The sequence below is a fragment of the Massilia sp. YIM B02769 genome (genome assembly GCF_030411995.1).
Taxonomy (GTDB): domain Bacteria; phylum Pseudomonadota; class Gammaproteobacteria; order Burkholderiales; family Burkholderiaceae_D; genus Telluria.
Map to the genome: position 1 here is coordinate 125,265 of NZ_JASNRC010000007.1, position 21,474 is coordinate 146,738.

Below are 21,474 nucleotides of genomic sequence, written 5' to 3' on the forward strand. Positions count from 1 at the left end.
ACACTTTGCAATCGCGCCCTGCTGCGCCGCAGCATCGAAACATGTTGACGCGCTGCATCAAGCCGAATCACACTCGTTCGAGCTTGTTAAACAGATCACAGGAGACGTTCGATGACGCCGTACCCGAAGAGCCCGCTGATGGGCCAGATGATGGACCAGCCCCTGCTCATCTCGAGCATCATCGAGTTCGCGGCGCGCCACTTCGGCGCCAACGAAATCGTATCGCGCCGCGTCGAAGGCGACATCCACCGCTATACCTACCGCGAATGCGAGGGGCGCGCCCGCCGCATGGCGCATGCGCTGCAGGGCCTGGGCGTGACGATGGGCGACCGCGTCGCCACCCTGGCCTGGAACGGCTACCGCCACATGGAGCTGTACTACGCCGTGTCCGGCTCGGGCGCCGTGCTGCACACGATCAACCCGCGCCTGCATCCCGAGCAGATCGCCTACATCGTGAATCACGCCGAAGACCAGTACCTGTTCTTCGACCTGACCTTCCTGCCGCTGATCGAAGCCGTCGCGCCGCACTGCAAGACGGTGAAGTCCTTCATCCTGATGAGCGACCGCGCCCACATGCCGGCGGAAACGAAGATCCCGAGCCTGCTCTGCTACGAAGACATCATCGCGTCGAGCAGCGACGACTACACCTGGCCGCTGTTCGACGAGAACTCGGCGGCTTCGCTGTGCTACACCTCGGGCACGACCGGCAACCCGAAGGGCGCCCTGTACTCGCACCGCTCGACCCTGCTGCACGCTTATGCATCGAGCATGCCGGGCGCGCTGAACGTGTCCTGCCTCGACACCGTGGTGCCGGTGGTGCCGATGTTCCACGTGAATGCCTGGGGCCTGCCATACTCGGTGCCGCTGTCCGGCGCCAAGATGGTGTTCCCGGGCGCGGCGCTCGACGGCAAGTCGCTGTACGAACTGTTCGAGGCGGAGAAAGTGACGTTCTCGGCCGGCGTGCCGACCGTCTGGCTCGGCCTGATCAACCACGCGCTGCAGAACAATTTGCAGTTCTCGACTTTCCGCCGTACCGTGATCGGCGGTTCGGCCTGCCCGCCGGCGATGATGGACACCCTGATCGACAAGCTCGACGTGCACGTGATCCACGGCTGGGGCATGACGGAGATGTCGCCGCTGGGCACCACCGGCGGCCTGCAGGCCAAGCACCGCGAACTGCCGAAGGAAGCGCAGCGCAAGATCCTGCAGAAGCAGGGTCACGCCATCTTCGGCGTCGACATGAAGATCGTCGACGACGATGGCGAGGAATTGCCATGGGATGGCGAGACCTATGGCCACCTGTATGTGAAGGGGCCGTGGATCGTGTCGGGCTACTTCCGCAACGAAGGGGGAGACGTGCTGAAGGATGGCTGGTTCCCGACCGGCGACGTGGCCACCATCGACGGCGACGGCTACATGCAGATCACCGACCGCAGCAAGGATGTCATCAAATCCGGCGGCGAGTGGATCGGCAGCATCGACCTGGAAAACATCGCCATGGCGCACCCGGCCGTGATGCAGGCGGCCTGCATCGGCGTGGCCCACCCGAAATGGGACGAACGGCCGATGCTGGTGGTGGTCAAGCGCCCCGGGCAGGAGGTGTCGCGCGAGGAGTTGCTGGCCTTCTTCGAGGGCAAAATCGCGAAGTGGTGGCTGCCGGACGACGTGGTGTTCACCGAGGCGCTGCCGATGGGCGCGACCGGCAAGATCCAGAAGAACCGCCTGCGCGACCAGTACCGGGAGCACAAGCTGCCGACGGCGTGAGCCCGTGGCGCCGCCCGCAGCGTGCGGGCGGCATCAATCCAGCGCCGGGGGCAGGCCTTCCGGCAACTCTTTCTTGAGCACTTGCTCGATGACGCTGCCCTCGACGTCGCGCGCCTTCAGGAATTCGACGGCGCTCGGCGTGCCGGCGTCGAGCTGGATGGCGCGCGCCGCTGCGGCGGTTTGCGCGTCGACCGTCAGTTGTTCGATCGGTTTTTCGTTCTCTGTTCCCACAATCGGCCTCATACAGGTTGGATAGCGCCAGTGTGACCGCCCATTATGACCACCGCATTACCGCGTCACCGATAGTTGCTGCCACCCGGTGACCGTCCGTGCGCCTCATCCGTGCCGCCTGTGCTGTAGTAGAAGCAAAGGAGGACACCCCGCATGGAAACCGAACTCAAACTGAAAGTCCCGGCGGACGAGCTGGAACGCCTGCGCCGCCACCCGATGCTGCTCGAGCGCGCGCTCGGCGAACCCGTCGAGCATCACCTGGTCGACACCTATTACGACACGCCCGAACGGGCCTTGTGGAAGGCTGGCCTGACCCTGCGCGTGCGCGCCGACGGCGGACGCTGGATCCAGACCGTGAAGACGGCCGGCGATGCCTCGGGCAGCCTGCACCGGCGCGGCGAGTGGGAATGCGCACTCCCCGACGCCCAGCCGCGCCCCGACCTGGTCGCGCGCCAGGTCAAGCCGGCGGCGATGGCCGAATTGCTGCGCAGCGCCGCCATCGCCGCCGACCTGGCGCCGCTGTTCCAGAACACGACCCACCGCACCACCTGGCGCATCGCGCTGGAGGGCGGCCAGGAGCTCGAATGCGCACTGGACGCCGGCAGCATTGCCGCCGGCGCCCGGCAGGCGTCGATCGCCGAACTCGCGCTCGAACTGAAGGAGGGCGATCCGGCCCAGCTGTTCCGGCTGGCGCTGGACCTGCACCACGAGGTGCCGCTGCAGCTGGCGGGCGACAGCAAGGCCGCGCGCGGCTATGCGCTGCTCGACGCCGCCCCGCTGCGCGCCCACAAGGCGGCGCCGGTGCGCCTGCGCGCCAGGATGACGCTGGAACAGGCCTTTGTCGCCATCGGCGCGAATTGCCTGGCGCAGCTGGAATCGAATGTGCCGGGCGTGCTGAAGCGCGACGTCGAAAGCCTGCACCAGATGCGCGTCGGCCTGCGCCGCCTGCGCGCTTTGGTCGACATGTTCGACGAGCTGGTGCAGCCGCCGGCCGCCGTGCGCGAAGGGCTGGACTGGCTGGCCGGCGAACTCGGCGCCGCGCGCGACTGGGATGTGCTGGCCGGCTCCACGCTGGAGCGCATCGCCGGGCTGGACCCGGCGGCCCTGCGCCAGGCGGCGCAGGCCAAGGCCGAGGCGCATCACCGCCAGCTGGCCCAGACCCTGCGCGCCCCGCATTTCACCGGGGTGCTGCTGCAGGTCGGTGGCTGGCTGCACGGGCGCGCATGGCGTGCAGGCGACGCCTTGGCGAAGGATACGCCGCTGGCGGCGCCGGCCGGGCGCGGCATGCGGCCGCTGCTGCGCAAGGCGGAAAAGCGGCTCGACAAGCGCATCGACGGACTGGACACAGCGGACGCGCACGCGCGCCACCGCACCCGTATCGCGGCCAAGAAGGCGCGCTATGCGGCCGAGTTCTTCCAGGACCTGCTGCCGGCCAAGCGCGTGAAGCCGTATGTCGGGCGTTTGTCGAAGCTGCAGGACAGGCTGGGCATGCTCAACGATTACTCGGTGGCCGACCGCTTGCTGGATGCGCTAAAGGGCAGCAATGCGCAGGTGGCGCGCCAGGCGGCGTATGCGCGTGGCTACCTGGCAGCGAGCACCGCGGCGCGCAGCGACCGGCTGGGCAAGGCGCTGGCCTCGGTGGCGGGACGCCGGGTCACCTGACAGCGGCAAAACTCATTGCCACAGCTCAGCGCCACAGTGCGACCGTGTGGATCGTCGTGGGCTGCGAAGAGAACGCCATGATCTCCAGCAGCAGTTCGCGCACACCATCCCAGACGATCTGCACGCCCAGGCAGAGCAGGATGAACGCGGTCAGCCGCAGGAACACCGCGGTTCCCGCTTCGCCGATCAGGCGCAGGAAATGCTCGCCGTAGCGGAACGCCAGGTAAAGCAGCACCCCGATCAGGGCCAGCGCCAGCAGCGCCGCTCCCATGCGCGCCGCCGACATCACGAGCTCGACGTCATGCAGGGTGACGCCCACCGTAATGGCGACCGAGATCGACGCCGGCCCACAGCTGATCGGGAACGTCAGCGGATAGAAGGCCTGGCGGTGCGCGTGGTCGAGCGTGTAGGCCTCGGCCAGGGCTGCGCGGCTGTCTTGCGTTTGCGGTGTGGCGCCGAGCAGCCGCCATGCCACCGAAGCCAGTATCAGGCCGCCGCCGATGCGCACGATCGGCAGCGAGATCCCGAAGAAGTCGAGCACGTACGAACCGATGAGCATCGATCCCGTCATCAGCCAGAACATGTTGCGCGCAATGCGGCTGGCGAGGAGGATGCGTGTGGCGGGCGACGCGCCCTCGGTCATGCTCAGGAAAATCGGCGCGGTGGCGGCGGGATTAAGGATGGGCAGCATCGTCACGAGGACGAACAGGAAGCTCCTCGCAGCGGCGAGCATGAGGTCGACAGTCATGGGATACGGATGACGTCTGCCAGGCGCGGGGCGCCGTCATGCAGGCAAACGGCGCCTCCCGGCAGACCGGATGGGAAAGACCTTAATCTACAGGAAGTGGCGCCAGGGCGAACACACTGCTGCGTGAGATGGCATCCGTGCGCGCCGGGAAGGAGCGATTCGTCTTGCTTCCATGTCCGCGTCCGGCTAGATAAAGACCTGCCCGGCGCTGCTCCGATCCTGGGTCAGGTCATCGACAGGGACGAGGAAGCCGGCGGCGTTCTTGTTGACGAAAATGATGTGGAGAGGCCAGCACCCTGAGCGCGACGGACCTCGGCACGCCGCCTTCTTCCAGGAACTGCAGGGCTGGGTGCAGCCCTTGCTCCGAGCATAACCTGATCCCCGCATCGACATGGCGCGCGGTTTCCGTATCAGTGCGAATATCGTTTTTGCTTTGCGCTGCCATGCTTCCCCTCCCGTTGCATAGAACTTACCAGATGCAACACGTAACTTAAAGTGATTTATCAAGTATGTTGCGTAAATACTTGAACACAATAAAGTACTTAAATAATGGAACTTGCATGGCAGGTGAGGGAACCGACTCTGTCAGCTGGACCGCCCCGACGGCAGCACATGCCGGAACGTCGGCTCGATGTTCATCGCATGCAGGTGGCGCACGATGTCTTCCAGGCGCGCGTCCCTCAGCAGCAGGCCATCCGGCGTGGCGCCGGTTGACGCAGGGTGGGCTGGCGCCAGGTTGTTGTTCGTTGCCGCCGCACCGGCCCCGCGCGCCTGCAGGCGCTCCAGCGCCGCGCCGAAACGCGCCGCATCGATGCTCTCCAGGCCTTCCAGGAAGGCAGCCTGGGCCGCTTGCGGCGGTGCGATCTCCAGCCCCGGCTCGCCGACGAAGGAAGCGCCCATGCCCGGGTTGATGAAGGCGGTCCAGCGCCCGGTGTCGCGGTTCAGGCAGGGCGGCAGCTCGACCGGTGCGCCCAGGCCCGGCTCGACCTCCGGGAAGTAAGCCTGGCGCAGCAGTTCGACGAACTGGCCCGCTTCGATCGAGGGCAGCGGCGTGGCCAGCGACAGCCACAGGCAGAAGCCTTCCTGGCTGGCGATGCTCACGGCCGGCGCCGGCAGGTCGAGCTCTTCCTGCAGGGCATTCGCCACCTCGCACAGCAGGGCCCAGTGGCGGCTTTCCTCGGCTTTTGGGATCTTGTGGAAGGGGATCACGATGGTGCGGGTCAGGCCCTCGACGGTGGTGATGTCGGGCGGCAGGGTCTGCTGGCCGAGGATGTGGGATTGCAGCGCCTCTTCGGTGACGACGCCTTGCGGCAGGTAGAGCCGCATCAGTTCCTGGATAAGCTTGAGCATGGATTCCTTTCAGTCTGTAACTTTGCGGCGCAGCGCCTTGACCTGGCTGCTGCGCGTCTTGCCGTCGAGGCGGCGCAGCTGCGCGCCGCGCGTCGGCCGGGTGGCGCGGCGCACGAGCGGCACCTCGGCGGCGGCGTCGACCAGTTCCTGCAGGCGGCGCAGCGCATCTTCCTTGTTCTGCTCGAGGCTGCGCGATTGCTGGGCTTTCAGCACCAGCACGCCGTCCTGCGAGATGCGGCTGTCGCGCAGCGCCAGCAGGCGCTCCTTGACGGCCGCGGGCAGGGAGGACGCCGGGATGTCGTAGCGCGCATGCACGGCGCACGACACCTTGTTGACGTTCTGCCCGCCCGGCCCCTGGGCGCGGATGGCGCTGAATGCGACCTCGCCGGGATCGATCAGGGGTTTCATGTGGGGTGGTGGTTCGAGACAGTCATGGCCGCATGATAACGGCTGGCCGGGTCCGGGCGCCACTATCCAGGGTGAATAGGCTGTCGAAGAAATAAGACGACCGTACTTTTTTGCGCTATAGTTGCCGGAGCAGTTCAAGCGCAGTGCGACCAACAAAGTGTGACTACTAAAAAAGGAAGAGACATGAGTGCAGACTACGTCGTTCACGGCAGCGTTGCCGTCATCACCCTGAACAATCCGCCGGTCAATGGCCTCGGCTTCGAGACGCGCACGGCCGCCGTTGCCGCCCTGCGCCGCGCCGAGAGCGACGCCGCCGTGAAGGCGGTCGTGATCACCGGCGCCGGCAAGGTGTTCTCGGGCGGCGCCGATATCCGCGAATTCAATTCGCCGAAAGCCCTGGCCGAGCCGAACCTGCACACCCTGATCGCCACTGCCGAGAACCTGGGCAAACCGGTGGTCGCCGCGATCCACGGCGTCTGCATGGGCGGCGGCCTGGAGCTCTCGCTCGGCTGCCATTACCGCGTGGCGCTGCCCGGCGCCCAGGTCGGCCTGCCGGAAGTGAAGATCGGCCTGGTGCCCGGCGCCGGCGGCACCCAGCGCCTGCCGCGCGTGGTGGGCCTGGAACTGGGCCTGAACATGATCGTCTCGGGTAACCCGGTGCTGTCGGAAAAACTGGCCGAGACCAAACTCTTCGACCGCGTGTTCGATGCCGGCGCCGACCTGGTCGCGGCCAGTGTCGACTTCGCCAACAGCATCGCCGACGTACGTCCGCTGCCGAAGGTGCGCGACCTGAAGATCGATTATCCGAACGCCGAGGCCTTCCTGCAGTTCTCGCGCAACACCGTGAAAGCGATGGCCGGCCCGTTCCCGGCGCCGCTCGAATGCGTCGAGTGCGTGGCGGCGGCGGTGACCAAGAAAATCGAGGATGGCCTGGCCTTCGAGCGCGAGCGCTTCTTCGCCCTGGCCCAGACGAGCGAATCGCAGGCGCTGCGCCATGCCTTCTTTGCCGAGCGCGCGGCCAGCAAGGTACCGGACGTGCCAGCCGATACGCCGACCCGCAGCATCGAACGCGCCGCCGTGATCGGCGCCGGCACCATGGGCGGCGGCATCGCCATGAACTTCGCGAACGCCGGCATCCCGGTGACCATCCTCGAAACGAAGCAGGAAGCACTCGACAAAGGCCTGGCGACCATCCGCAAGAATTACGAGAACACGGTCAAGAAGGGCAAGCTGGCGCCGGAGAAGGCCGAGCAGCGCATCGGGCTGATCACGGGCACGCTGGCCTATGAAGACATCGGGCAGGCCGACATCGTGGTCGAAGCCGTGTTCGAGGACATGGAGGTCAAGGGCCAGGTGTTCCGCAAGCTGGACGAGGTGATGAAGCCGGGTGCGATCCTGGCCTCGAATACCTCGACGCTCGACCTGAACAAGATTGCCGACTTCACCTCGCGCCCGCAGGACGTGATCGGCCTGCACTTCTTCAGCCCGGCCAACGTGATGAAACTGCTGGAAATCGTGCGCGGCGCGAAGACCGGCAAGGACGTGCTGGCCACGGCGCTGGCGCTCTCCAAAACGATCCGCAAGACCGGCGTGGTATCGGGCGTGTGCGACGGCTTCATCGGCAACCGCATGGTCGAGCAGTACCTGCGCCAGGCCTTCTTCCTGCTGGAAGAAGGGGCATTGCCGGAGCAGGTGGACAAGGCCATCGAAAAGTTCGGCTTCGCCATGGGGCCGTTCCGCATGAGCGACCTGGCCGGCAACGACATCGGCTGGTATATCCGCAAGCGCCGCTATGCCGAGTCGCCGGAGCTGGTGTATTCGCCGATTCCCGACCGCCTGTGCGAAGCGGGGCGCTTCGGCCAGAAGACCGGCGCCGGCTGGTACGACTACCAGGCGGGCGACCGCAAGCCGCAACCTTCGGCGCTGGTGAACGACATGATCACCGGGTATTCGCAGGAAGCCGGCGTCGAGCGCCGCACGATTTCGGACGCGGAGATCGTGCAGCGCCTGGTGTTTGCGCTGGCGAACGAAGGTGCGCGCATCCTGGAAGAAGGCATCGCCCTGCGCGCCTCGGATATCGACATGGTCTATCTCACCGGCTACGGCTTCCCGCTGCACCGCGGCGGACCGATGCTGTACGCGGACACGGTGGGCTTGCCGAACGTGCTGGAGACGATCCGCAAGTTCGCACGTGGACGCCATGGCGAGGCCTGGCAGCCGGCGCCGCTGCTGGAGCGCCTGGCGGGCGAAGGCAAGGGCTTTAATGGCTGAGCTGTAGTCGATCGACCCGTGATGTGAAGAACGCCGCTGGTACCAGCGGCGTTTTTTTTGGTTGTTCGGATAAATAAACAAATCCGTTTACTTATTGCTGACTCAGGCATACGATGCTGGTATTGCAACGTTGATTCTGTCCGATGAAAACCGTGCTCCTGATCGCCAGCGCTTGCCTGCTGGGTTTGCTGTCCACCACCGGCGCCTCGCTGCCGTATCCGATCCTGCCGCCGCTGTTCGCCGCGGATTCGGGGAATGCGCTGACGAACTTCCTCGGCCTGCCGCCGAAACTCCTGTTCGGCATCGCGCTGATGATCAATCCGGTCGGGCTGCTGCTCGGCAGCGCCATGCTGGGGCCGGTGTCGGACCGCTTCGGGCGGCGCCGGGTGCTGTTGATCACGGCGGTCGGCGCGGCTGTCGGCCATGCGCTCACCGCCGCAGCCCTGGTGGCCCAATCCTATCCCCTGTTCCTGCTGGCGCGCTTCGTCACCGGCCTGCTGGAAGGGAATGGATCGATCATGCGCGCCATGCTGGCCGAGCGCCTGACCGGCGGCTTGCGCAATCATGCGCTGTCGTGGCTGAACGGGGCTTTCCACCTGGGCTGGCTGGTGGGGCCGCTGCTGGCGGGCTTCACGGTGGCTGCCGGGATCACGCTGCCGTTTTATATCGCGGCCGGCGCGCTGCTGCTGGGTGCGGGCCTGGCGGCGCTGGCGCTGGACCGCGAGCGTATCGAGGCGCAGCCGGGCAGCTGGTGGGCCGTGGCGCGCGAACGCCATGCACTGACCCTGCTGCGCCACAGGCCGCTGCGCACGCTGTTCACCGTCCACTTCGCCTATGCCTGCGGCGTGGCGGCCTTCTATGAATTCTTTCCCTTGTGGCTGGTGGACATCGGCGGCTACGACACGCGCCGCATCGCACTGGTGAACATGGGCATGTGCGCCTTGATGACGTTTGCCGCCTTGTTCGCCGGCCGCGCCAGCCCTATGGAGCCGCGCCGCCGGGCCAGCGTCCAGGCCGCGTGTGCGGCGACGGCGATCCTGGCGGTGGGCTTCGGCAGCTTGTGGATCGGGCTGGCGGCGATCGTCCTGTTCGGGCTGCCGCACGCCTATTACAACGCCACGCTGCAGGGCTGGTCGGCCGACCGGTTTGCCGGGCATGGCCAGGGCGCCGTGATGGGCCTGCTGTCCACGACCTTCTGCCTGGCGAACATCGTGATGGCGCTGGTTGGCGGCGTGCTGACCCTGTTTGACACGCGCCTGGTGCTGGTTGTCGGCGGCCTGCTGGCGGCCTGGGCGGCGCTGGCGCTGCATCGATGGAGCAGGCAGGCCGGGAGCGACCCTGCGCTCGCATTGCATGTGGGGGCGAAATGAATACCTTTGACCAGGTCTTGATGATGCTGAAGACACGCGGCGCCCAGACCGCGCAGGCGCTGGCCGGGCTGCTCGGCATGACGGCGATGGGCGTGCGGCGCCAGCTGGAACTTGGCGTCGAGAAAGGGCTGGTGAGCTTCCACGATACGCCCGGCAAGGTCGGGCGGCCGGTGCGGCGCTGGCAACTGAGCGAGGCCGGGCATGCACGCTTCCCTGACCGGCATGCGGAGGTGACGCTGGATTTGATCGACGGCGTGCGCACGCTGTTCGGCGAGAGCGGGCTGGAGAAATTGATCGTGGCGCGGGAAGCGGCAAGCGAGCGGGCCTACCGCGAACAGGTCGACCCGGCCGGGACGCTGGACCAGCAGGTGGCGGCGCTGGCGGCGGCGCGCTCGCTCGAAGGCTATATGGCGGAAGTCGAGCCGCGCGTGGATGGGAGTGTGCTGCTGCTGGAGAACCATTGTCCGATCTGTGCGGCGGCTCAGGCTTGCCAGCAGTTTTGCCGTTCCGAGCTGGACGTGTTCCGGCGCGTGCTGGGGCCGGGGGTGTCGGTGGTGCGGATCGAGCATCAGCTGGAGGGGGCGCGGCGTTGTGCCTACCTGGTCAGCCAGGTGGAACCGGGCTGAGCGCGTTGTTGCCTGGCGCCGGGCCGCCTGGTCCGGGCGGCGCGGCTTCGCCGGCCCGGCTGTCCGCCAGGCGTTTCTCCAGCACCGCGGTCCTGGCCGCGGTCCTCGGGCCTTTTGTCTTCGCCAGGGCGATGAATTTCTGTACCTCCTCGCGATGGGGTGCGAGTGCGGCCGGCGCGCACTCGGCAAGGACGACTGCCACGTTGTAGATGCCGTTGTCGTTGTCGCTGTTCTGGAACGCCGCATCGAGCAGGGTGCCGACGGCGTTGCCCTCGCTGCGCCAGCCCTGGACCAGTTCCCGGGCCGCCTCGACCCGGGTGCCGGCGTCGTCCGCGAACAGCTGGCGGATCAGCGTGTCGGCGCTGTTTCAAGGACGACCTGGCCGCCACCTGCACGGCTTCGTCCTCGTCGCTCTGGGCGACGGTGCGCGCCAGGAACGGGCCCTGTTCCGGCAGGGCGATCAGCACGGCCTGGACGGCCAGCTTGCGTTCCTGCGGATTCGGGCTGGTGAGCGACTTCATCAGCGTATTGATGAGACCGGCCTGGGCGATCTTGGTGTTGGCCTCGCCGGATGCCGGCGTGCGACGCCGGGGAGTTGGAAATGAAAAATGCCGCTGTCTCCAGCGGCATTTGCGTTCGACGAAGCAGAAAGCGCTTAGTCGGCGGCGTAGATGTTGTTGTCCTTGGTTTCGCGAACGAACAGGGCGCCGATCACGACGGTGATCAGGGCGATGATGATCGGATACCAGAGGCCATAATAAATGTTGCCGTTGGCCGCCACCAGGGCGAACGAGATAGTGGGCAGCAGGCCGCCGAACCAGCCGTTACCGATGTGGTAAGGCAGGGACATCGAGCTGTAGCGGATGCGGGTCGGGAACATCTCGACCAGCATGGCGGCGATCGGGCCGTAGACCATGGTCACGTACAGCACCAGGATGAACAGCAGCAGCACGACCATCGGCTTGTTGATCTGGGTCGGATCGGCCTTGTCCGGATAGCCGGCCGCTTTCAGGGCGCCGGTGATTTCTTTCTTCAGCGCGTCTTCCTTGGCCTTGCTGTCGGCGTCGAAGTTCAGGCCGTCAGGGGTCATGGTGGCGTTGAAGCCCTGGAACACCTTGTCGCCGACCTTGACGCTGGCGACGGTGCCGGCTGGCGCTTCGACCTGGGTGTAGCTGACCGAGGCGTTGGTCAGCATGCGGGTGGTGATGTCGCACGAGGCCGGGAATTTCTTGGTGCCGGTCGGGTCGATCTGGAAGTTGCACGATGCCGGGTCGGCGACGACGACGACCGGCGAGGTGTTGATGGCGTTTTCCAGGGCCGGGTTGCCGTAGTGGGTAATGGCCTTGAAGATCGGGAAGTAGGTGGCCGCGGCGATGACACAGCCGCCGAGGATGATCCACTTGCGGCCGATCTTGTCCGACAGCGCGCCGAACACCAGGAAGAACGGGGTGGCCAGCAGCAGGGCGATGGCGATCAGGATGTTGGCGGTGGCGCCGTCGATCTTCAGGGTTTGCGTGAGGAAGAACAGGGCGTAGAACTGGCCGGTGTACCAGACCACGGCCTGGCCCATCGTCAGGCCGACCAGGGCCAGGATGACGATCTTCGCGTTTTTCCATTGCAGGAAGGCTTCCGACAGCGGACGCTTCGAGGTCTTGCCCTCGGCCTTCATCTTGGCAAAGGCCGGCGACTCGTTCATCGACATCCGGATCCAGACGGAGATGCCCAGCAGCAGCACGGACAGCAGGAAGGGAATGCGCCAGCCCCAGGCCAGGAATTCTTCTTCGCCGACGGCGGTACGGGTGCCGAGGATGACCAGCAGCGACAGGAACAGGCCCATGGTCGCGGTGGTCTGGATCCAGGCGGTGAAGGCGCCGCGCTTGCCTTCCGGGGCGTGCTCGGCGACATAGGTGGCCGCGCCGCCGTATTCGCCGCCCAGCGCCAGGCCTTGCAGGATGCGCAGGGTGACCAGGATGATCGGCGCCGCGATGCCGATCGAGGCGTGGCCCGGCAGCAGGCCGACGAGGAAGGTCGAGCCGCCCATGATGAGGATGGTGACCAGGAAGGTGTACTTGCGGCCGATCATGTCGCCGAGGCGGCCGAACACGAGCGCGCCGAACGGACGCACGATGAAGCCGGCGGCGAAGGTGAGCAGGGCGAAGATGAACGAGGTGGTCGGGTCGCCGAGGAAGAACTGCTTGCCGATGATGGCGGCGAGCGAACCGTAGAGGTAGAAGTCATACCACTCGAAAACGGTGCCGAGCGAGGACGCAAAGATCACCTTGCGTTCTTCCTTGGTCATCGCGCTGGAGGTGGGCGCTGCCTTGCCTCCTGCGGTCATGCCGGGTGTGATAGCCATGTTGTGTGTCTCCGTATTTAATGTAAGTCATCGGATAGCCGATACTTGGTCAGCTGGAACGGAGTGTGGACCGTTAAACTTACGTCATGCTTGCTCCAAACTTACTGCAAACTTACTAAAGCTTGACGGCAGGCTTTGACGGGAGCACCGGTGTGTCGTGTCGCCGGCGCGGCATCCGTTTCATATAGGCGTTCGACAGCGTCCCCGGCCGCAAAAATCCCGCTTGCATATGATGAGGCGCAAGGCTTCAGATTTACGAACGACCGTACTTATCTGTGCTATTCTGGTTTGATCGAATACCAACAACCAGGGAGACCAGAATGCAAGACGCCGTCATCGTTTCGACCGCCCGCACCGGCTTGGCCAAGTCGTGGAAAGGGGCATTCAACATGACCCACGGAGCCAGCCTCGGCGGCCACGTGCTGGCCGCCGCCATCGCGCGCGCCGGCATCGAACCCGGCGAAGTCGAGGACGTGATCATGGGCTGCGCCAATCCCGAAGGCGCCACCGGCGGCAACATCGCGCGCCAGATCGCGTTGCGCGCCGGCTGCCCGGTGACGGTGCCGGGCATGACCGTCAACCGCTTCTGTTCTTCCGGCCTGCAAACCATCGCCCTGGCGGCCCAGCGCGTGCTGGCCGGCGAAGGCGAGATCTTCGCCGCCGGCGGCGTCGAGTCGATCTCCTGCGTGCAGCAGGAAATGAATACCCACATGCTGCGCGACCCGGCCCTGCGCGCGCAGAAGCCCGAGATCTACTGGTCGATGCTGCAGACCGCCGAGATGGTGGCCAAGCGCTACGGCATCGCCAAGGAGCGCCAGGACATCTACGGCGTGCAGAGCCAGTTGCGCGCAGCCGCCGCCCAGCTCGAAGGCCGCTTCGACGCGGAAATCGTGCCGATGACGACCGTGATGGGTGTGGCCGACAAGGCCTCGGGCCGCCTGCTCACGCGCGAAGTGACGATCGGCGCCGATGAGGGCATCCGCGCCGATACGACGCTCGAGGGTGTGAGCAAGATCCGCACCGCGCTGCCGGGCGGCGTGGTCACCGCGGGGAATGCCAGCCAGTTCTCGGACGGCGCCTCGGTGTCGATCGTGATGAGCCGGCGCATGGCCGAAGCCAAGGGGCTGGCGCCGCTGGGTGTGTTCCGCGGCTTTGCGGTGGCCGGCTGCGAGCCGGACGAAATGGGCATCGGGCCGGTGTATGCGGTGCCGAAGCTGCTGCAAAAGGCCGGCCTCAGCGTCGACGACATCGGTTTGTGGGAATTGAACGAAGCCTTTGCCGTGCAGGTACTGTATTGCGCCGACACGCTGGGCATCCCGATGGAGCGCCTGAACGTGAACGGCGGCGCGATCGCGGTCGGCCACCCGTATGGCGTGTCCGGTGCGCGCCTGGTCGGGCATGCGCTGATCGAAGGCAAGCGCCGGGGCGTGAAATATGTCGTGGTGACGATGTGCATCGGCGGCGGCCAGGGTGCAGCAGGGCTGTTTGAAGTGCTGTAAGACAGGCCCTGTGATATCAAATGCCTTGCTAAATAGTTAGAAAGATTCGAGAAACATATGATTCGACACATCGTGATGTGGAAACTGAAGGAAGAAGCCGAGGGCGCCGACCGCCTGGGCAATGCCCGCGAGATGAAGCGCCGCCTGGACGCATGCGCGGCCATCGTCCCGGGCATCCTGCAATTCGAGGTGGCGCTCGCCCAGCCGGGTCTGGAAGCGACCTACGACGTGGTCCTGAATTCGGCCTTCGAGAGCCGCGAAGCGCTGGAAGCCTATGCCAGCCACCCGACCCACAAGGCGTTGATGCCTTTCTTCAAGGCGGTGCGCGACGAGCGCCAGTGCATGGATTACGAAGCCTGAACCGAAACACACCATAACAACGGAGACAGCATGCGCACTACCCAGGAACTCTTTTCATTGCAAGGCAAGACCGCCCTCGTGACCGGCGGCTCGCGCGGGCTCGGCCTGCAGATGGCCGAAGCGCTCGGCGAGCAGGGCGCGCGCCTGGTCATTTCCTCGCGCAAGCAGGAAGAACTCGACCTCGCCGTGGCCCACCTGGCGTCGAAAGGCATCGAGGCCTCGGCGATTGCGGCCGACCTGTCGCACGAAGCGAACGTGGGGCCTTTTGTGGAGGAAGCGCTGCGCCGCCTCGGCCAGATCGATATCCTGATCAACAACGCCGGCGCCAGCTGGGGTGCCCCGGCCGAGGAACACCCGCTCGACGCCTGGGACAAGGTCATGAACCTGAATGTGCGCAGTATCTTTTTGGTGAGCCAGGCGGTGGGCAAGCTGTCGATGATCCCGCGCGGCTATGGGCGCATCGTGAATATCTCCTCGATTGCGGGCCTGGCCGGCAATCCGCCGGGCACCATGAGCACGATCGCCTACAACACCTCGAAGGGCGCCATCGTGAACTTCACGCGCGCGCTGGCCGGCGAATGGGGCCGCCACGGGATTACCGTGAACTCGATCGCGCCGGGCTTCTTCCCGTCTAAAATGACCAAGGGCGTGCTGGCGACCATCGGCGCCGACGTGCTGGCCAAGGATGCGCCGCTGGCGCGCCTGGGCGACGACGAGGACTTGAAGGGCGCGGTGGTGCTGTTCGCCTCCGACGCCGGCAAGCACATCACGGGCCAGATCCTGGCTGTCGACGGCGGCGTGTCCGCGGTCTGAGGGGAATCGACATGAAAAACTTCAGCGGTAAAGTTGCCGTCATCACCGGCGCGGGCAGTGGCCTGGGACGCGAATTCGCCGACACGGCGGCCAGCCTCGGCATGAAGCTGGTGCTGGCCGACATCCAGGCCGATGCGCTGGAAAAGGCGACCGACGAATTGCTGGCGCAGGGTGTCGAGGTGCTGGCCATGGTCTGCGACGTCAGCAAGGGTGCCCACGTCGAGGAGTTGGCGGACGCGGCGCTCGCGCGCTTCCACGGCATCCACCTGGTATTCAACAATGCCGGCGTCGGTTCGGGCGGCCTGATCTGGGAAAACAGCGCCGAGGATTGGGAATGGGTGCTCGGCGTGAACCTGTGGGGCGTGATCCACGGCGTGCGCGTGTTCACCCGCGCGATGCTCGAATGCGCGAAGAAGGACCCGGCCTTCGAGGGGCATATCGTGAACACGGCCTCGATGGCCGGGCTGCTGAATGCGCCGGCGATGGGCGTGTACAACGTGTCGAAGCATGCGGTGGTGTCGCTGTCGGAGACGCTGTACCACGATTTGCAGCTGGTCGGTGCGCCGATCGGCGCCTCGGTGCTGTGCCCGTATTTCGTCCCGACCGGGATCAGCCATTCGCACCGTAACCGGCCGGAAGAATTGAAGGCCGAGGGCGGGCCGACCAACAGCCAGATCGCGGCGCAGGCGCTGACGGTGAAGGCGGTCGAATCGGGCAAGGTCTCGGCGCGCGACGTGTCGCGCATGACCTTCGACGCGATCCGCGACGGGCAGTTCTACATCTTCTCGCATCCGCACGCGCTGGGCGGCGTGGCCGAGCGCATGGACGCGATCGTGCATGCCAAGAATCCGCCCGATCCGTATGCGGCGACGCCGCACGTGCGCGAGATCCTGCGCGCGAAGCTGTAAAAACAGAGGGGCAGTCGCGGCTGCCCCTCTGTGCGTCGATTCATTGAGGACCGCAGCAACGATGAGCAGGGGTGTACGCATCGCGGCCTCCTGAGATTCGTAGGGTGGGGGCCCCTGTGCCCACGCGGTGATCGTTATCGGCTCCGATATACGGCCGGATGATCTTGCTGATACGTATCACCGCGTGGGCACGGGGCGCCCACCCTACGGCCGCACTATCCGCTCGTGCAACTCCGCCGGCGCATTGTCGTACAGCTTCACCACCGTCGAGGTGCGCGTGCCGTAGCCCGCCGTCTCGATGCACACCGCCGACAGCACCCGCTCCAGGTCGAGCGACACGCCGGTCTCGGGCAAACGCATGTCCGGCGCACGCGTGGTATCGGCCAGCATCTCGAAATAGGCGTCCTCCGGCGCGCCCTGGCACAGCAGGCTCGCGAACTGCGCCTTGGTGCGCGTGACCTTCGGCCATGGCGCATCCAGCAGGCTGTTCGAGATGCCGTAGATGCGGCCTTCTTCCAGCGGCTGGCCATTGCGCGCATCGCCGCCGGCCCGGTTCGAGTACCAGTACAGCGCCTTGGCGTCGCCCAGCACCAGGTTGTAGCCGTTGTAGATGTCGCCGCGCTCGCGCAGCACATCCAGGTAGTCGGCGGCCGACAGCGAGCCTTTCAGGAAGTCCGCCACCAGCGCCCCGCGCGAAGGCGCGTCCGGCTTCACCTCGTTCGGCGCGCGGATATTGGTCAGCGCCGCAAACTTCGGGCCGTTCGGCCCTTCGCGCGTGACGCCCATCCAGCTGCCGCCGTGTTCCAGGTCGCGCCCGGCGATCACGTTCGGGTTCTCCGGCCAGGGCGCCGCCGGCGCGGCGGGACGATCATAGAATTCGTCGCGGTTGGCGGCGGCAATCACCGGCACGCCCGGGATGACGCGCCAGGCAAAGACGATCAGGCACATGTGAACTCCACAAAAACTTCGGCGCGGCGCGGGCCGTCGATCAGGGCGGCCATGCCGCTGGCCACGGCGCGCTCTTCGACCAAGGCGGCCAGGCGCGCGTCGGCCCGGGGGTAGACTTCCATCCAGGTCTGCAGGCCGTTCTTGCTCTCGGGGCGGCGCAGCAGCTGGCCATGGACGCCGTCCTGCGTCAGGCGCGCCTGCATGGCGCGCACCAGCGGTTCCAGCTGGGCGGCGCGCGCCTCAGGCACCTTGTAATAGACGTACAGGTCGACCATGCTAGAGATCGAGCGCGTCGAGCGGGTAGGGCATGGGCTGGAAGCGCAGGGCCGGGCCGGCGGCCGAGCCGTGGCGCACGTCCTCTTCCAGGGCGGCCAGCTTGATCTCGACCAGCAGGTCGGCGCCGCCGGTCCCGTTCGGCGCGGCGTTCACGACCATGCCGCAAGGCTGGTCCGGATCGCTCGTCGAAAACACTTCGTCGCCGGCGCGGGCCGCGGCATTTTCCACCGTGGCGAGTGCCGTGCGGCGCTTCAGCTTGCCCAGGTACTGGCTGCGCGCGACGATTTCCTGGCCCGGATAGCAGCCTTTCTTGAAATTCACGCCGCCCAGCAGTTCCAGGTTGACCATCTGCGGCACGAACTGCTCCTGGGTCGGCCCGGTCACTTGCGGCACGCCGGCGTGGATCGCGGCCAGGTGCCAGGCCGCGTTACCGCCCAGGGCGAGTTCCGCGCTCAGTGCCGGGAAGGCCGCCTGGGCCGTCGCGGCCGACGTGATCCAGAGGTAGCGCGGCGCGCCAAAGGCGTCGGCCAGGCGGAGCACGGTGCCCTTGTCGCCGCCCGTCTTGCCGTAAGGGGCGTCCGGCAGCTCGCCCACCTGGGCACGCAGGGCCGCTTCGCCCCTGGCGCCGCCGATGCCGAGGACCGCCGCGAACGCTTCCTCGTCGGTCGCATCGCGCAGCTTGGCTTTGGCGCGCAGCACGAACATCGTCAGGCGCTTTTGCAGCGGCGCCTGGATGGCGCGCGGCAGTTGCAGGTAGACCGCATCGGCGTCACGCCAATACAGGAAGGTCGCCTGCAAACGCCCCTTCGGCGTGCAGTAACCGGCCAGGCGGGCTTCGCCCGTGCCGAGATGCTCGACGTCGTTGGTCAATTGGTTGTGCAGGAAGCCGGCCGCGTCCTCGCCGGCCACGGCGATCAGGCCGAGGTCGGTGACGGGGGCGACAAAGCCGGCGGCCAGGTCGGCCACGCCCAGGCTGCGGCCGAAGTCGTCGACCTGGGTTGCTTCGTCAATATGGAAGCGGGCGCCGTGCGACGCCAGATAGTCTGTCCAGTTGCTCATAAATGCAATATGCTGTGCGATTAGGCTTTATCATTACGGCCTCATTATAGAGTTGTCGAGCGAATCGCGCCGGAGACGGCGAAAACCGGCACATCGCCAACCCGCTACACGCCGGTTTCCGGGGTCCCGTTAAAAATTAAAAACAGAATGGCACTGATAAAAAAACTCATCCTTACCGGCGCGATCGTGTCAGTCGCGGCGGCCGGCGGTTTCGCCTGGTGGTCGAAGCACCCGCTGACCACTGGCGGGGCGCCGATCGAATTCACCGTCACCCCCGGCAGCGGCGTGAATGCGGCCGCCCAGCAGATGGCGAATGCCGGCGTGCCGGTCAATCCCTTCCTGTTCCAGGTGCTGGCCCGCGTGACCGGCCAGAGCGCGCGCATCAAGGCCGGCAGCTACGAGCTGAAGCCGAACACCTCGCCGCGCCGCCTGCTTACGCAACTGGTGCGCGGCGAATTCGCCCAGGAAGCGGTGACCATCATCGAGGGCTGGACCTTCCGCCAGATGCGCGAAGCGATTGCCGCCACCAGGACGCTGCGCCACGAAACGGCGCAGATGTCGGATACCGAACTGATGGCGAAGATCACGCCGGAGTTCAAGCAGCCCGAGGGCCTGTTCTTCCCCGACACCTATCTGTTCGCCAAGGGATCGAGCGATTTGCAGATCTACCGCCAGGCGCACCAGATGCTCCTCAATCGCCTGAACGCGGCCTGGGAAAAGCGCGACCCGAACCTGCCCTACAAGAATCCGTACGAGGCGCTGATCATGGCCTCGATCGTGGAAAAGGAAACCGGCCAGAAGAGCGAACGCGCCATGATCGCCGGCGTCTTCGTGAACCGCCTGCGCACCGGCATGATGCTGCAGACCGACCCGAGCGTGATCTACGGCATGGGCCTGCGCTACGAGGGCAAGATCGCCAAGAAGGATTTGCTGACCGATACCCCATTCAATACCTATACCCGCTACGGCCTGCCGCCGACGCCGATTTCGCTGCCGGGCGTGCAATCGCTGGCGGCGGCGATGGCACCGGCCAAGACCGACGCCTTGTACTTTGTCTCGCGCAACGATGGCACCAGCCAGTTCTCCGACAACCTGAACGACCATAACCGGGCCGTGAACCAATACCAGCGCGGAGTAGCCCGTCCATGAGCAGCATCGATACAACCCCTCGCGGCAAGTTCATCACCTTCGAGGGCATCGACGGCGCCGGCAAATCGACCCACATCGGCTTCGTCACCGAGCTGATCAAGTCGCACGGCAAGCTAGTTGTCGCCTCGCGCGAACCGGGCGGCACGCCGCTGGGCGAAAAGCTGCGCGACCTGCTCTTGCACGAAAAGATGCACCTGGAAACCGAAGCCCTGCTGATGTTCGCCAGCCGCCGCGAGCACATCGCGCAAGTCATCGAACCGGGCCTGGCCTCGGGCGCCTGGGTCTTGTCGGACCGCTTCAGCGATGCCAGCTTCGCCTACCAGAGCGGCGGACGCGGCCTCGACCGCGCCAAGATGGAGGCGCTGGAAGCCTGGGTCCATCCGCAGCTGCAACCCGACCTGACCCTGCTGTTCGACGTCCCACTCGAAGTGGCGCGCGAACGCCTGGATGCCACCCGCACCCTGGACAAGTTCGAGAAGGAACAAGGCGAATTCTTTGCCCGCTGCCGCGCCGAGTACCTGCGCCGCGCGGCGCAATACCCTGAACGTTTCGTGGTCGTCGATTCGACCCGCAGCATCGAGGCCACGCAGCAGACTCTCCGCGAGGCCCTGGAGAAATTTTTGTGATCTACCCCTGGCAGCAAACCGCCTGGACCCAGCTGCAGCAGATGCGCGAGCGCCTGCCGCACGCCATCCTGTTCCATGGCCCGGCCGGCATCGGCAAGGCCGATTTCATTGAAACGTTTGCGCAGGCCTTGCTGTGCGAAAACGTCCAGCCCGACGGCCAGGCCTGCGGCGCCTGCGCCTCCTGCGGCTGGTTCGTCCAGCACAACCACCCGGACTACCGCCGCGTGCGTCCCGAGGCGCTGGAAGACGAGCCGTCGAGTGAAGGCGAAGAGGGCGCGGACAGCGAGAAAAAATCCAAGTCGACCAAGGCGCCCTCGAAAGAGATCAAGATCGAGCAGATCCGCAACCTGGCGGACTTCATGAATATCTCGACCCACAGGCAAGGCTTGCGTGTGGTGGTGCTGTACCCGGCCGAGGCGCTGAACATGCCGGCCTCGAACGCCCTGCTGAAGACGCTGGAAGAGCCGCCGCCGGGCACCGTTTTTTTGCTCGCCTCGAACGGCCTCGACCGCCTGTTGCCGACGATCCTGTCGCGCTGCCGCAAGTTCGCCCTGCCGATGCCGGACCACCCGGCCGCGCTGGCCTGGCTGAAGGAGCAGGGCGTGCCGGACGCCGACAGCTGGCTGCGCGAAGAAGGCGGCGCCCCGCTGGCCGCGCGCGACCAGGCCGAGACCGGCAACCGCGAGGAACTCGACGCGCTGCTGCATTTCCTGGCCCGGCCGAGCGCCGACGGCGCCCTGCGCAATGCGGAAAAGCTGAGCAAGACGCCGCTGTCCTCGCTGGTGGCCTGGCAACAGCGCTGGCTGTACGACCTGCTGTCGGTGAAGCTGTCGGGCGTGGTACGTTATTATCCGCGCTACCAGAAGGAACTCGCGAGCCTGGCCGGCAGCGTTCATACGGCGAATCTGTTGCGTGCCGTTAAGTCCGCAAACGAACGGCGCGCGGTGGCGGATCACCCGTTGTCGGCTAAACTGTTCGTCGAAGACATGCTGCTCGATTACACCTCGTGCTGCAGTCCCGTTTGAGTTTTACTTAGAGGAAAGCGATGAG

General features: G+C 66.0%; 22 protein-coding genes. 13 read left to right on the forward strand and 9 right to left on the reverse strand.

The window, feature by feature from the left end; all coding sequences use genetic code 11:
- The first annotated feature begins 111 nt into the window (after positions 1–111).
- A complete protein-coding gene (locus tag QPK31_RS12850; RefSeq protein ID WP_290423320.1) occupies positions 112–1,764 on the forward strand; it encodes a 3-(methylthio)propionyl-CoA ligase in 1,653 nt (550 codons plus the stop codon).
- A 33-nt stretch (positions 1,765–1,797) separates the two neighbouring features.
- Here the strand turns inward: QPK31_RS12850 and QPK31_RS12855 are convergent, their stop codons facing one another.
- Complete coding sequence (locus tag QPK31_RS12855) at positions 1,798–1,995, reverse strand: hypothetical protein (RefSeq protein ID WP_290423321.1); 198 nt, start codon at positions 1,993–1,995, stop codon at positions 1,798–1,800.
- A gap of 153 nt (positions 1,996–2,148) precedes the next feature.
- Here QPK31_RS12855 and QPK31_RS12860 point away from each other — a divergent pair, with 153 nt between their 5' ends.
- Positions 2,149–3,657 carry a CYTH and CHAD domain-containing protein gene (locus QPK31_RS12860; RefSeq protein ID WP_290423322.1) on the forward strand — a complete coding sequence of 503 codons (1,509 nt, stop codon included), beginning with the start codon at positions 2,149–2,151 and terminating at the stop codon, positions 3,655–3,657.
- A 25-nt stretch (positions 3,658–3,682) separates the two neighbouring features.
- Here QPK31_RS12860 and QPK31_RS12865 read toward each other — a convergent pair whose 3' ends face one another.
- The 3 genes from QPK31_RS12865 to arfB all read right to left on the reverse strand — a co-directional run bounded on the left by QPK31_RS12865 (position 3,683) and on the right by arfB (position 6,163).
- Positions 3,683–4,405, reverse strand: coding sequence for a MarC family protein (locus QPK31_RS12865; RefSeq protein ID WP_290423323.1), 723 nt, complete (start codon positions 4,403–4,405; stop codon positions 3,683–3,685).
- Between the two features lie 585 nt (positions 4,406–4,990).
- The gene (locus tag QPK31_RS12870) at positions 4,991–5,755 is read right to left on the reverse strand and encodes a hypothetical protein (protein WP_290423324.1); all 765 of its coding nucleotides are present in this window, start codon (positions 5,753–5,755) and stop codon (positions 4,991–4,993) included.
- Positions 5,756–5,764: 9 nt separating this feature from the next.
- Positions 5,765–6,163: an alternative ribosome rescue aminoacyl-tRNA hydrolase ArfB gene (gene arfB / locus QPK31_RS12875; RefSeq protein WP_290423325.1), complete on the reverse strand. Its 399-nt coding sequence runs from the start codon at positions 6,161–6,163 to the stop codon at positions 5,765–5,767.
- A gap of 183 nt (positions 6,164–6,346) precedes the next feature.
- Here arfB and QPK31_RS12880 point away from each other — a divergent pair, with 183 nt between their 5' ends.
- From QPK31_RS12880 to QPK31_RS12890, 3 genes are all read left to right on the forward strand, one after another.
- The gene (locus QPK31_RS12880) at positions 6,347–8,434 is read left to right on the forward strand and encodes a 3-hydroxyacyl-CoA dehydrogenase NAD-binding domain-containing protein (RefSeq protein WP_290423326.1); all 2,088 of its coding nucleotides are present in this window, start codon (positions 6,347–6,349) and stop codon (positions 8,432–8,434) included.
- Positions 8,435–8,577: 143 nt separating this feature from the next.
- Positions 8,578–9,804 (forward strand): MFS transporter, encoded by a 1,227-nt coding sequence (locus QPK31_RS12885; RefSeq protein WP_290423327.1) that lies wholly within the window; start codon positions 8,578–8,580, stop codon positions 9,802–9,804.
- Positions 9,801–10,430, forward strand: a complete 630-nt coding sequence (locus tag QPK31_RS12890; protein ID WP_290423328.1) for a metalloregulator ArsR/SmtB family transcription factor — start codon at positions 9,801–9,803, stop codon at positions 10,428–10,430. Before QPK31_RS12885 ends, QPK31_RS12890 begins: the two co-directional genes overlap by 4 nt.
- On the opposite strand, the gene QPK31_RS12895 is transcribed toward QPK31_RS12890, so the two are convergent.
- Positions 10,408–10,632, reverse strand: coding sequence for a hypothetical protein (locus QPK31_RS12895; protein ID WP_290423329.1), 225 nt, complete (start codon positions 10,630–10,632; stop codon positions 10,408–10,410). The genes QPK31_RS12890 and QPK31_RS12895 overlap by 23 nt on opposite strands.
- A 19-nt stretch (positions 10,633–10,651) precedes the next feature.
- On the opposite strand from QPK31_RS12895, the gene QPK31_RS12900 reads away from it, so the two are divergent.
- On the forward strand, positions 10,652–11,035 hold the full coding sequence (locus QPK31_RS12900) for a hypothetical protein (protein WP_290423330.1): 384 nt from the start codon (positions 10,652–10,654) through the stop codon (positions 11,033–11,035).
- 50 nt (positions 11,036–11,085) lie between these two features.
- On the opposite strand, the gene QPK31_RS12905 is transcribed toward QPK31_RS12900, so the two are convergent.
- Positions 11,086–12,786 (reverse strand): MFS transporter, encoded by a 1,701-nt coding sequence (locus tag QPK31_RS12905; RefSeq protein ID WP_290423331.1) that lies wholly within the window; start codon positions 12,784–12,786, stop codon positions 11,086–11,088.
- Positions 12,787–13,106: 320 nt separating this feature from the next.
- Between QPK31_RS12905 and QPK31_RS12910 the strand changes: the two genes are divergently transcribed.
- Genes QPK31_RS12910 through QPK31_RS12925 form a run of 4 tightly spaced genes read left to right on the forward strand, consistent with a single transcriptional unit; the run spans position 13,107 to position 16,366 of the window.
- Positions 13,107–14,285, forward strand: a complete 1,179-nt coding sequence (locus QPK31_RS12910) for an acetyl-CoA C-acyltransferase (RefSeq protein ID WP_290423332.1) — start codon at positions 13,107–13,109, stop codon at positions 14,283–14,285.
- A gap of 57 nt (positions 14,286–14,342) precedes the next feature.
- Positions 14,343–14,645, forward strand: a complete 303-nt coding sequence (locus tag QPK31_RS12915; RefSeq protein WP_290423333.1) for a Dabb family protein — start codon at positions 14,343–14,345, stop codon at positions 14,643–14,645.
- Between the two features lie 30 nt (positions 14,646–14,675).
- A complete protein-coding gene (locus QPK31_RS12920) occupies positions 14,676–15,458 on the forward strand; it encodes an SDR family oxidoreductase (protein WP_290423334.1) in 783 nt (260 codons plus the stop codon).
- Positions 15,459–15,469: 11 nt separating this feature from the next.
- Positions 15,470–16,366 (forward strand): SDR family oxidoreductase, encoded by an 897-nt coding sequence (locus QPK31_RS12925; RefSeq protein WP_290423335.1) that lies wholly within the window; start codon positions 15,470–15,472, stop codon positions 16,364–16,366.
- Between the two features lie 204 nt (positions 16,367–16,570).
- On the opposite strand, the gene QPK31_RS12930 is transcribed toward QPK31_RS12925, so the two are convergent.
- Genes QPK31_RS12930 through QPK31_RS12940 form a run of 3 tightly spaced genes read right to left on the reverse strand, consistent with a single transcriptional unit; the run spans position 16,571 to position 18,649 of the window.
- Positions 16,571–17,314: an NRDE family protein gene (locus tag QPK31_RS12930; protein WP_290423336.1), complete on the reverse strand. Its 744-nt coding sequence runs from the start codon at positions 17,312–17,314 to the stop codon at positions 16,571–16,573.
- A complete protein-coding gene (locus QPK31_RS12935; RefSeq protein WP_290423337.1) occupies positions 17,305–17,589 on the reverse strand; it encodes a DUF4936 family protein in 285 nt (94 codons plus the stop codon). The genes QPK31_RS12930 and QPK31_RS12935 overlap by 10 nt, the downstream gene beginning before the upstream one ends.
- A gap of 1 nt (position 17,590) precedes the next feature.
- Positions 17,591–18,649 carry a folate-binding protein YgfZ gene (locus QPK31_RS12940; protein ID WP_290423338.1) on the reverse strand — a complete coding sequence of 353 codons (1,059 nt, stop codon included), beginning with the start codon at positions 18,647–18,649 and terminating at the stop codon, positions 17,591–17,593.
- A gap of 147 nt (positions 18,650–18,796) precedes the next feature.
- Here QPK31_RS12940 and mltG point away from each other — a divergent pair, with 147 nt between their 5' ends.
- From mltG to QPK31_RS12955, 3 genes are read left to right on the forward strand one after another with little or no spacing between them, the layout of a single operon-like run.
- A complete protein-coding gene (gene mltG, locus QPK31_RS12945; protein WP_290423339.1) occupies positions 18,797–19,798 on the forward strand; it encodes an endolytic transglycosylase MltG in 1,002 nt (333 codons plus the stop codon).
- Positions 19,795–20,424 (forward strand): dTMP kinase, encoded by a 630-nt coding sequence (tmk, locus tag QPK31_RS12950; RefSeq protein ID WP_290423340.1) that lies wholly within the window; start codon positions 19,795–19,797, stop codon positions 20,422–20,424. The genes mltG and tmk overlap by 4 nt, the downstream gene beginning before the upstream one ends.
- Positions 20,415–21,449 (forward strand): DNA polymerase III subunit delta', encoded by a 1,035-nt coding sequence (locus tag QPK31_RS12955; protein ID WP_290423511.1) that lies wholly within the window; start codon positions 20,415–20,417, stop codon positions 21,447–21,449. Before tmk ends, QPK31_RS12955 begins: the two co-directional genes overlap by 10 nt.
- Positions 21,450–21,474: the final 25 nt, after the last annotated feature.

Bases quoted from the DNA above. Each gene is read 5' to 3' on its own strand.
- QPK31_RS12850 (WP_290423320.1), top strand. From the start codon at position 112: ATGACGCCGTACCCGAAGAGCCCGCTGATGGGCCAGATGATGGACCAG.
- QPK31_RS12860 (WP_290423322.1), top strand. From the start codon at position 2,149: ATGGAAACCGAACTCAAACTGAAAGTCCCGGCGGACGAGCTGGAACGC.
- QPK31_RS12865 (WP_290423323.1), bottom strand. From the start codon at position 4,405: ATGACTGTCGACCTCATGCTCGCCGCTGCGAGGAGCTTCCTGTTCGTC.
- QPK31_RS12870 (WP_290423324.1), bottom strand. From the start codon at position 5,755: ATGCTCAAGCTTATCCAGGAACTGATGCGGCTCTACCTGCCGCAAGGC.
- arfB (WP_290423325.1), bottom strand. From the start codon at position 6,163: ATGAAACCCCTGATCGATCCCGGCGAGGTCGCATTCAGCGCCATCCGC.
- QPK31_RS12880 (WP_290423326.1), top strand. From the start codon at position 6,347: ATGAGTGCAGACTACGTCGTTCACGGCAGCGTTGCCGTCATCACCCTG.
- QPK31_RS12885 (WP_290423327.1), top strand. From the start codon at position 8,578: ATGAAAACCGTGCTCCTGATCGCCAGCGCTTGCCTGCTGGGTTTGCTG.
- QPK31_RS12890 (WP_290423328.1), top strand. From the start codon at position 9,801: ATGAATACCTTTGACCAGGTCTTGATGATGCTGAAGACACGCGGCGCC.
- QPK31_RS12905 (WP_290423331.1), bottom strand. From the start codon at position 12,786: ATGGCTATCACACCCGGCATGACCGCAGGAGGCAAGGCAGCGCCCACC.
- QPK31_RS12910 (WP_290423332.1), top strand. From the start codon at position 13,107: ATGCAAGACGCCGTCATCGTTTCGACCGCCCGCACCGGCTTGGCCAAG.
- QPK31_RS12915 (WP_290423333.1), top strand. From the start codon at position 14,343: ATGATTCGACACATCGTGATGTGGAAACTGAAGGAAGAAGCCGAGGGC.
- QPK31_RS12920 (WP_290423334.1), top strand. From the start codon at position 14,676: ATGCGCACTACCCAGGAACTCTTTTCATTGCAAGGCAAGACCGCCCTC.
- QPK31_RS12925 (WP_290423335.1), top strand. From the start codon at position 15,470: ATGAAAAACTTCAGCGGTAAAGTTGCCGTCATCACCGGCGCGGGCAGT.
- QPK31_RS12930 (WP_290423336.1), bottom strand. From the start codon at position 17,314: ATGTGCCTGATCGTCTTTGCCTGGCGCGTCATCCCGGGCGTGCCGGTG.
- QPK31_RS12935 (WP_290423337.1), bottom strand. From the start codon at position 17,589: ATGGTCGACCTGTACGTCTATTACAAGGTGCCTGAGGCGCGCGCCGCC.
- QPK31_RS12940 (WP_290423338.1), bottom strand. From the start codon at position 18,649: ATGAGCAACTGGACAGACTATCTGGCGTCGCACGGCGCCCGCTTCCAT.
- mltG (WP_290423339.1), top strand. From the start codon at position 18,797: ATGGCACTGATAAAAAAACTCATCCTTACCGGCGCGATCGTGTCAGTC.
- tmk (WP_290423340.1), top strand. From the start codon at position 19,795: ATGAGCAGCATCGATACAACCCCTCGCGGCAAGTTCATCACCTTCGAG.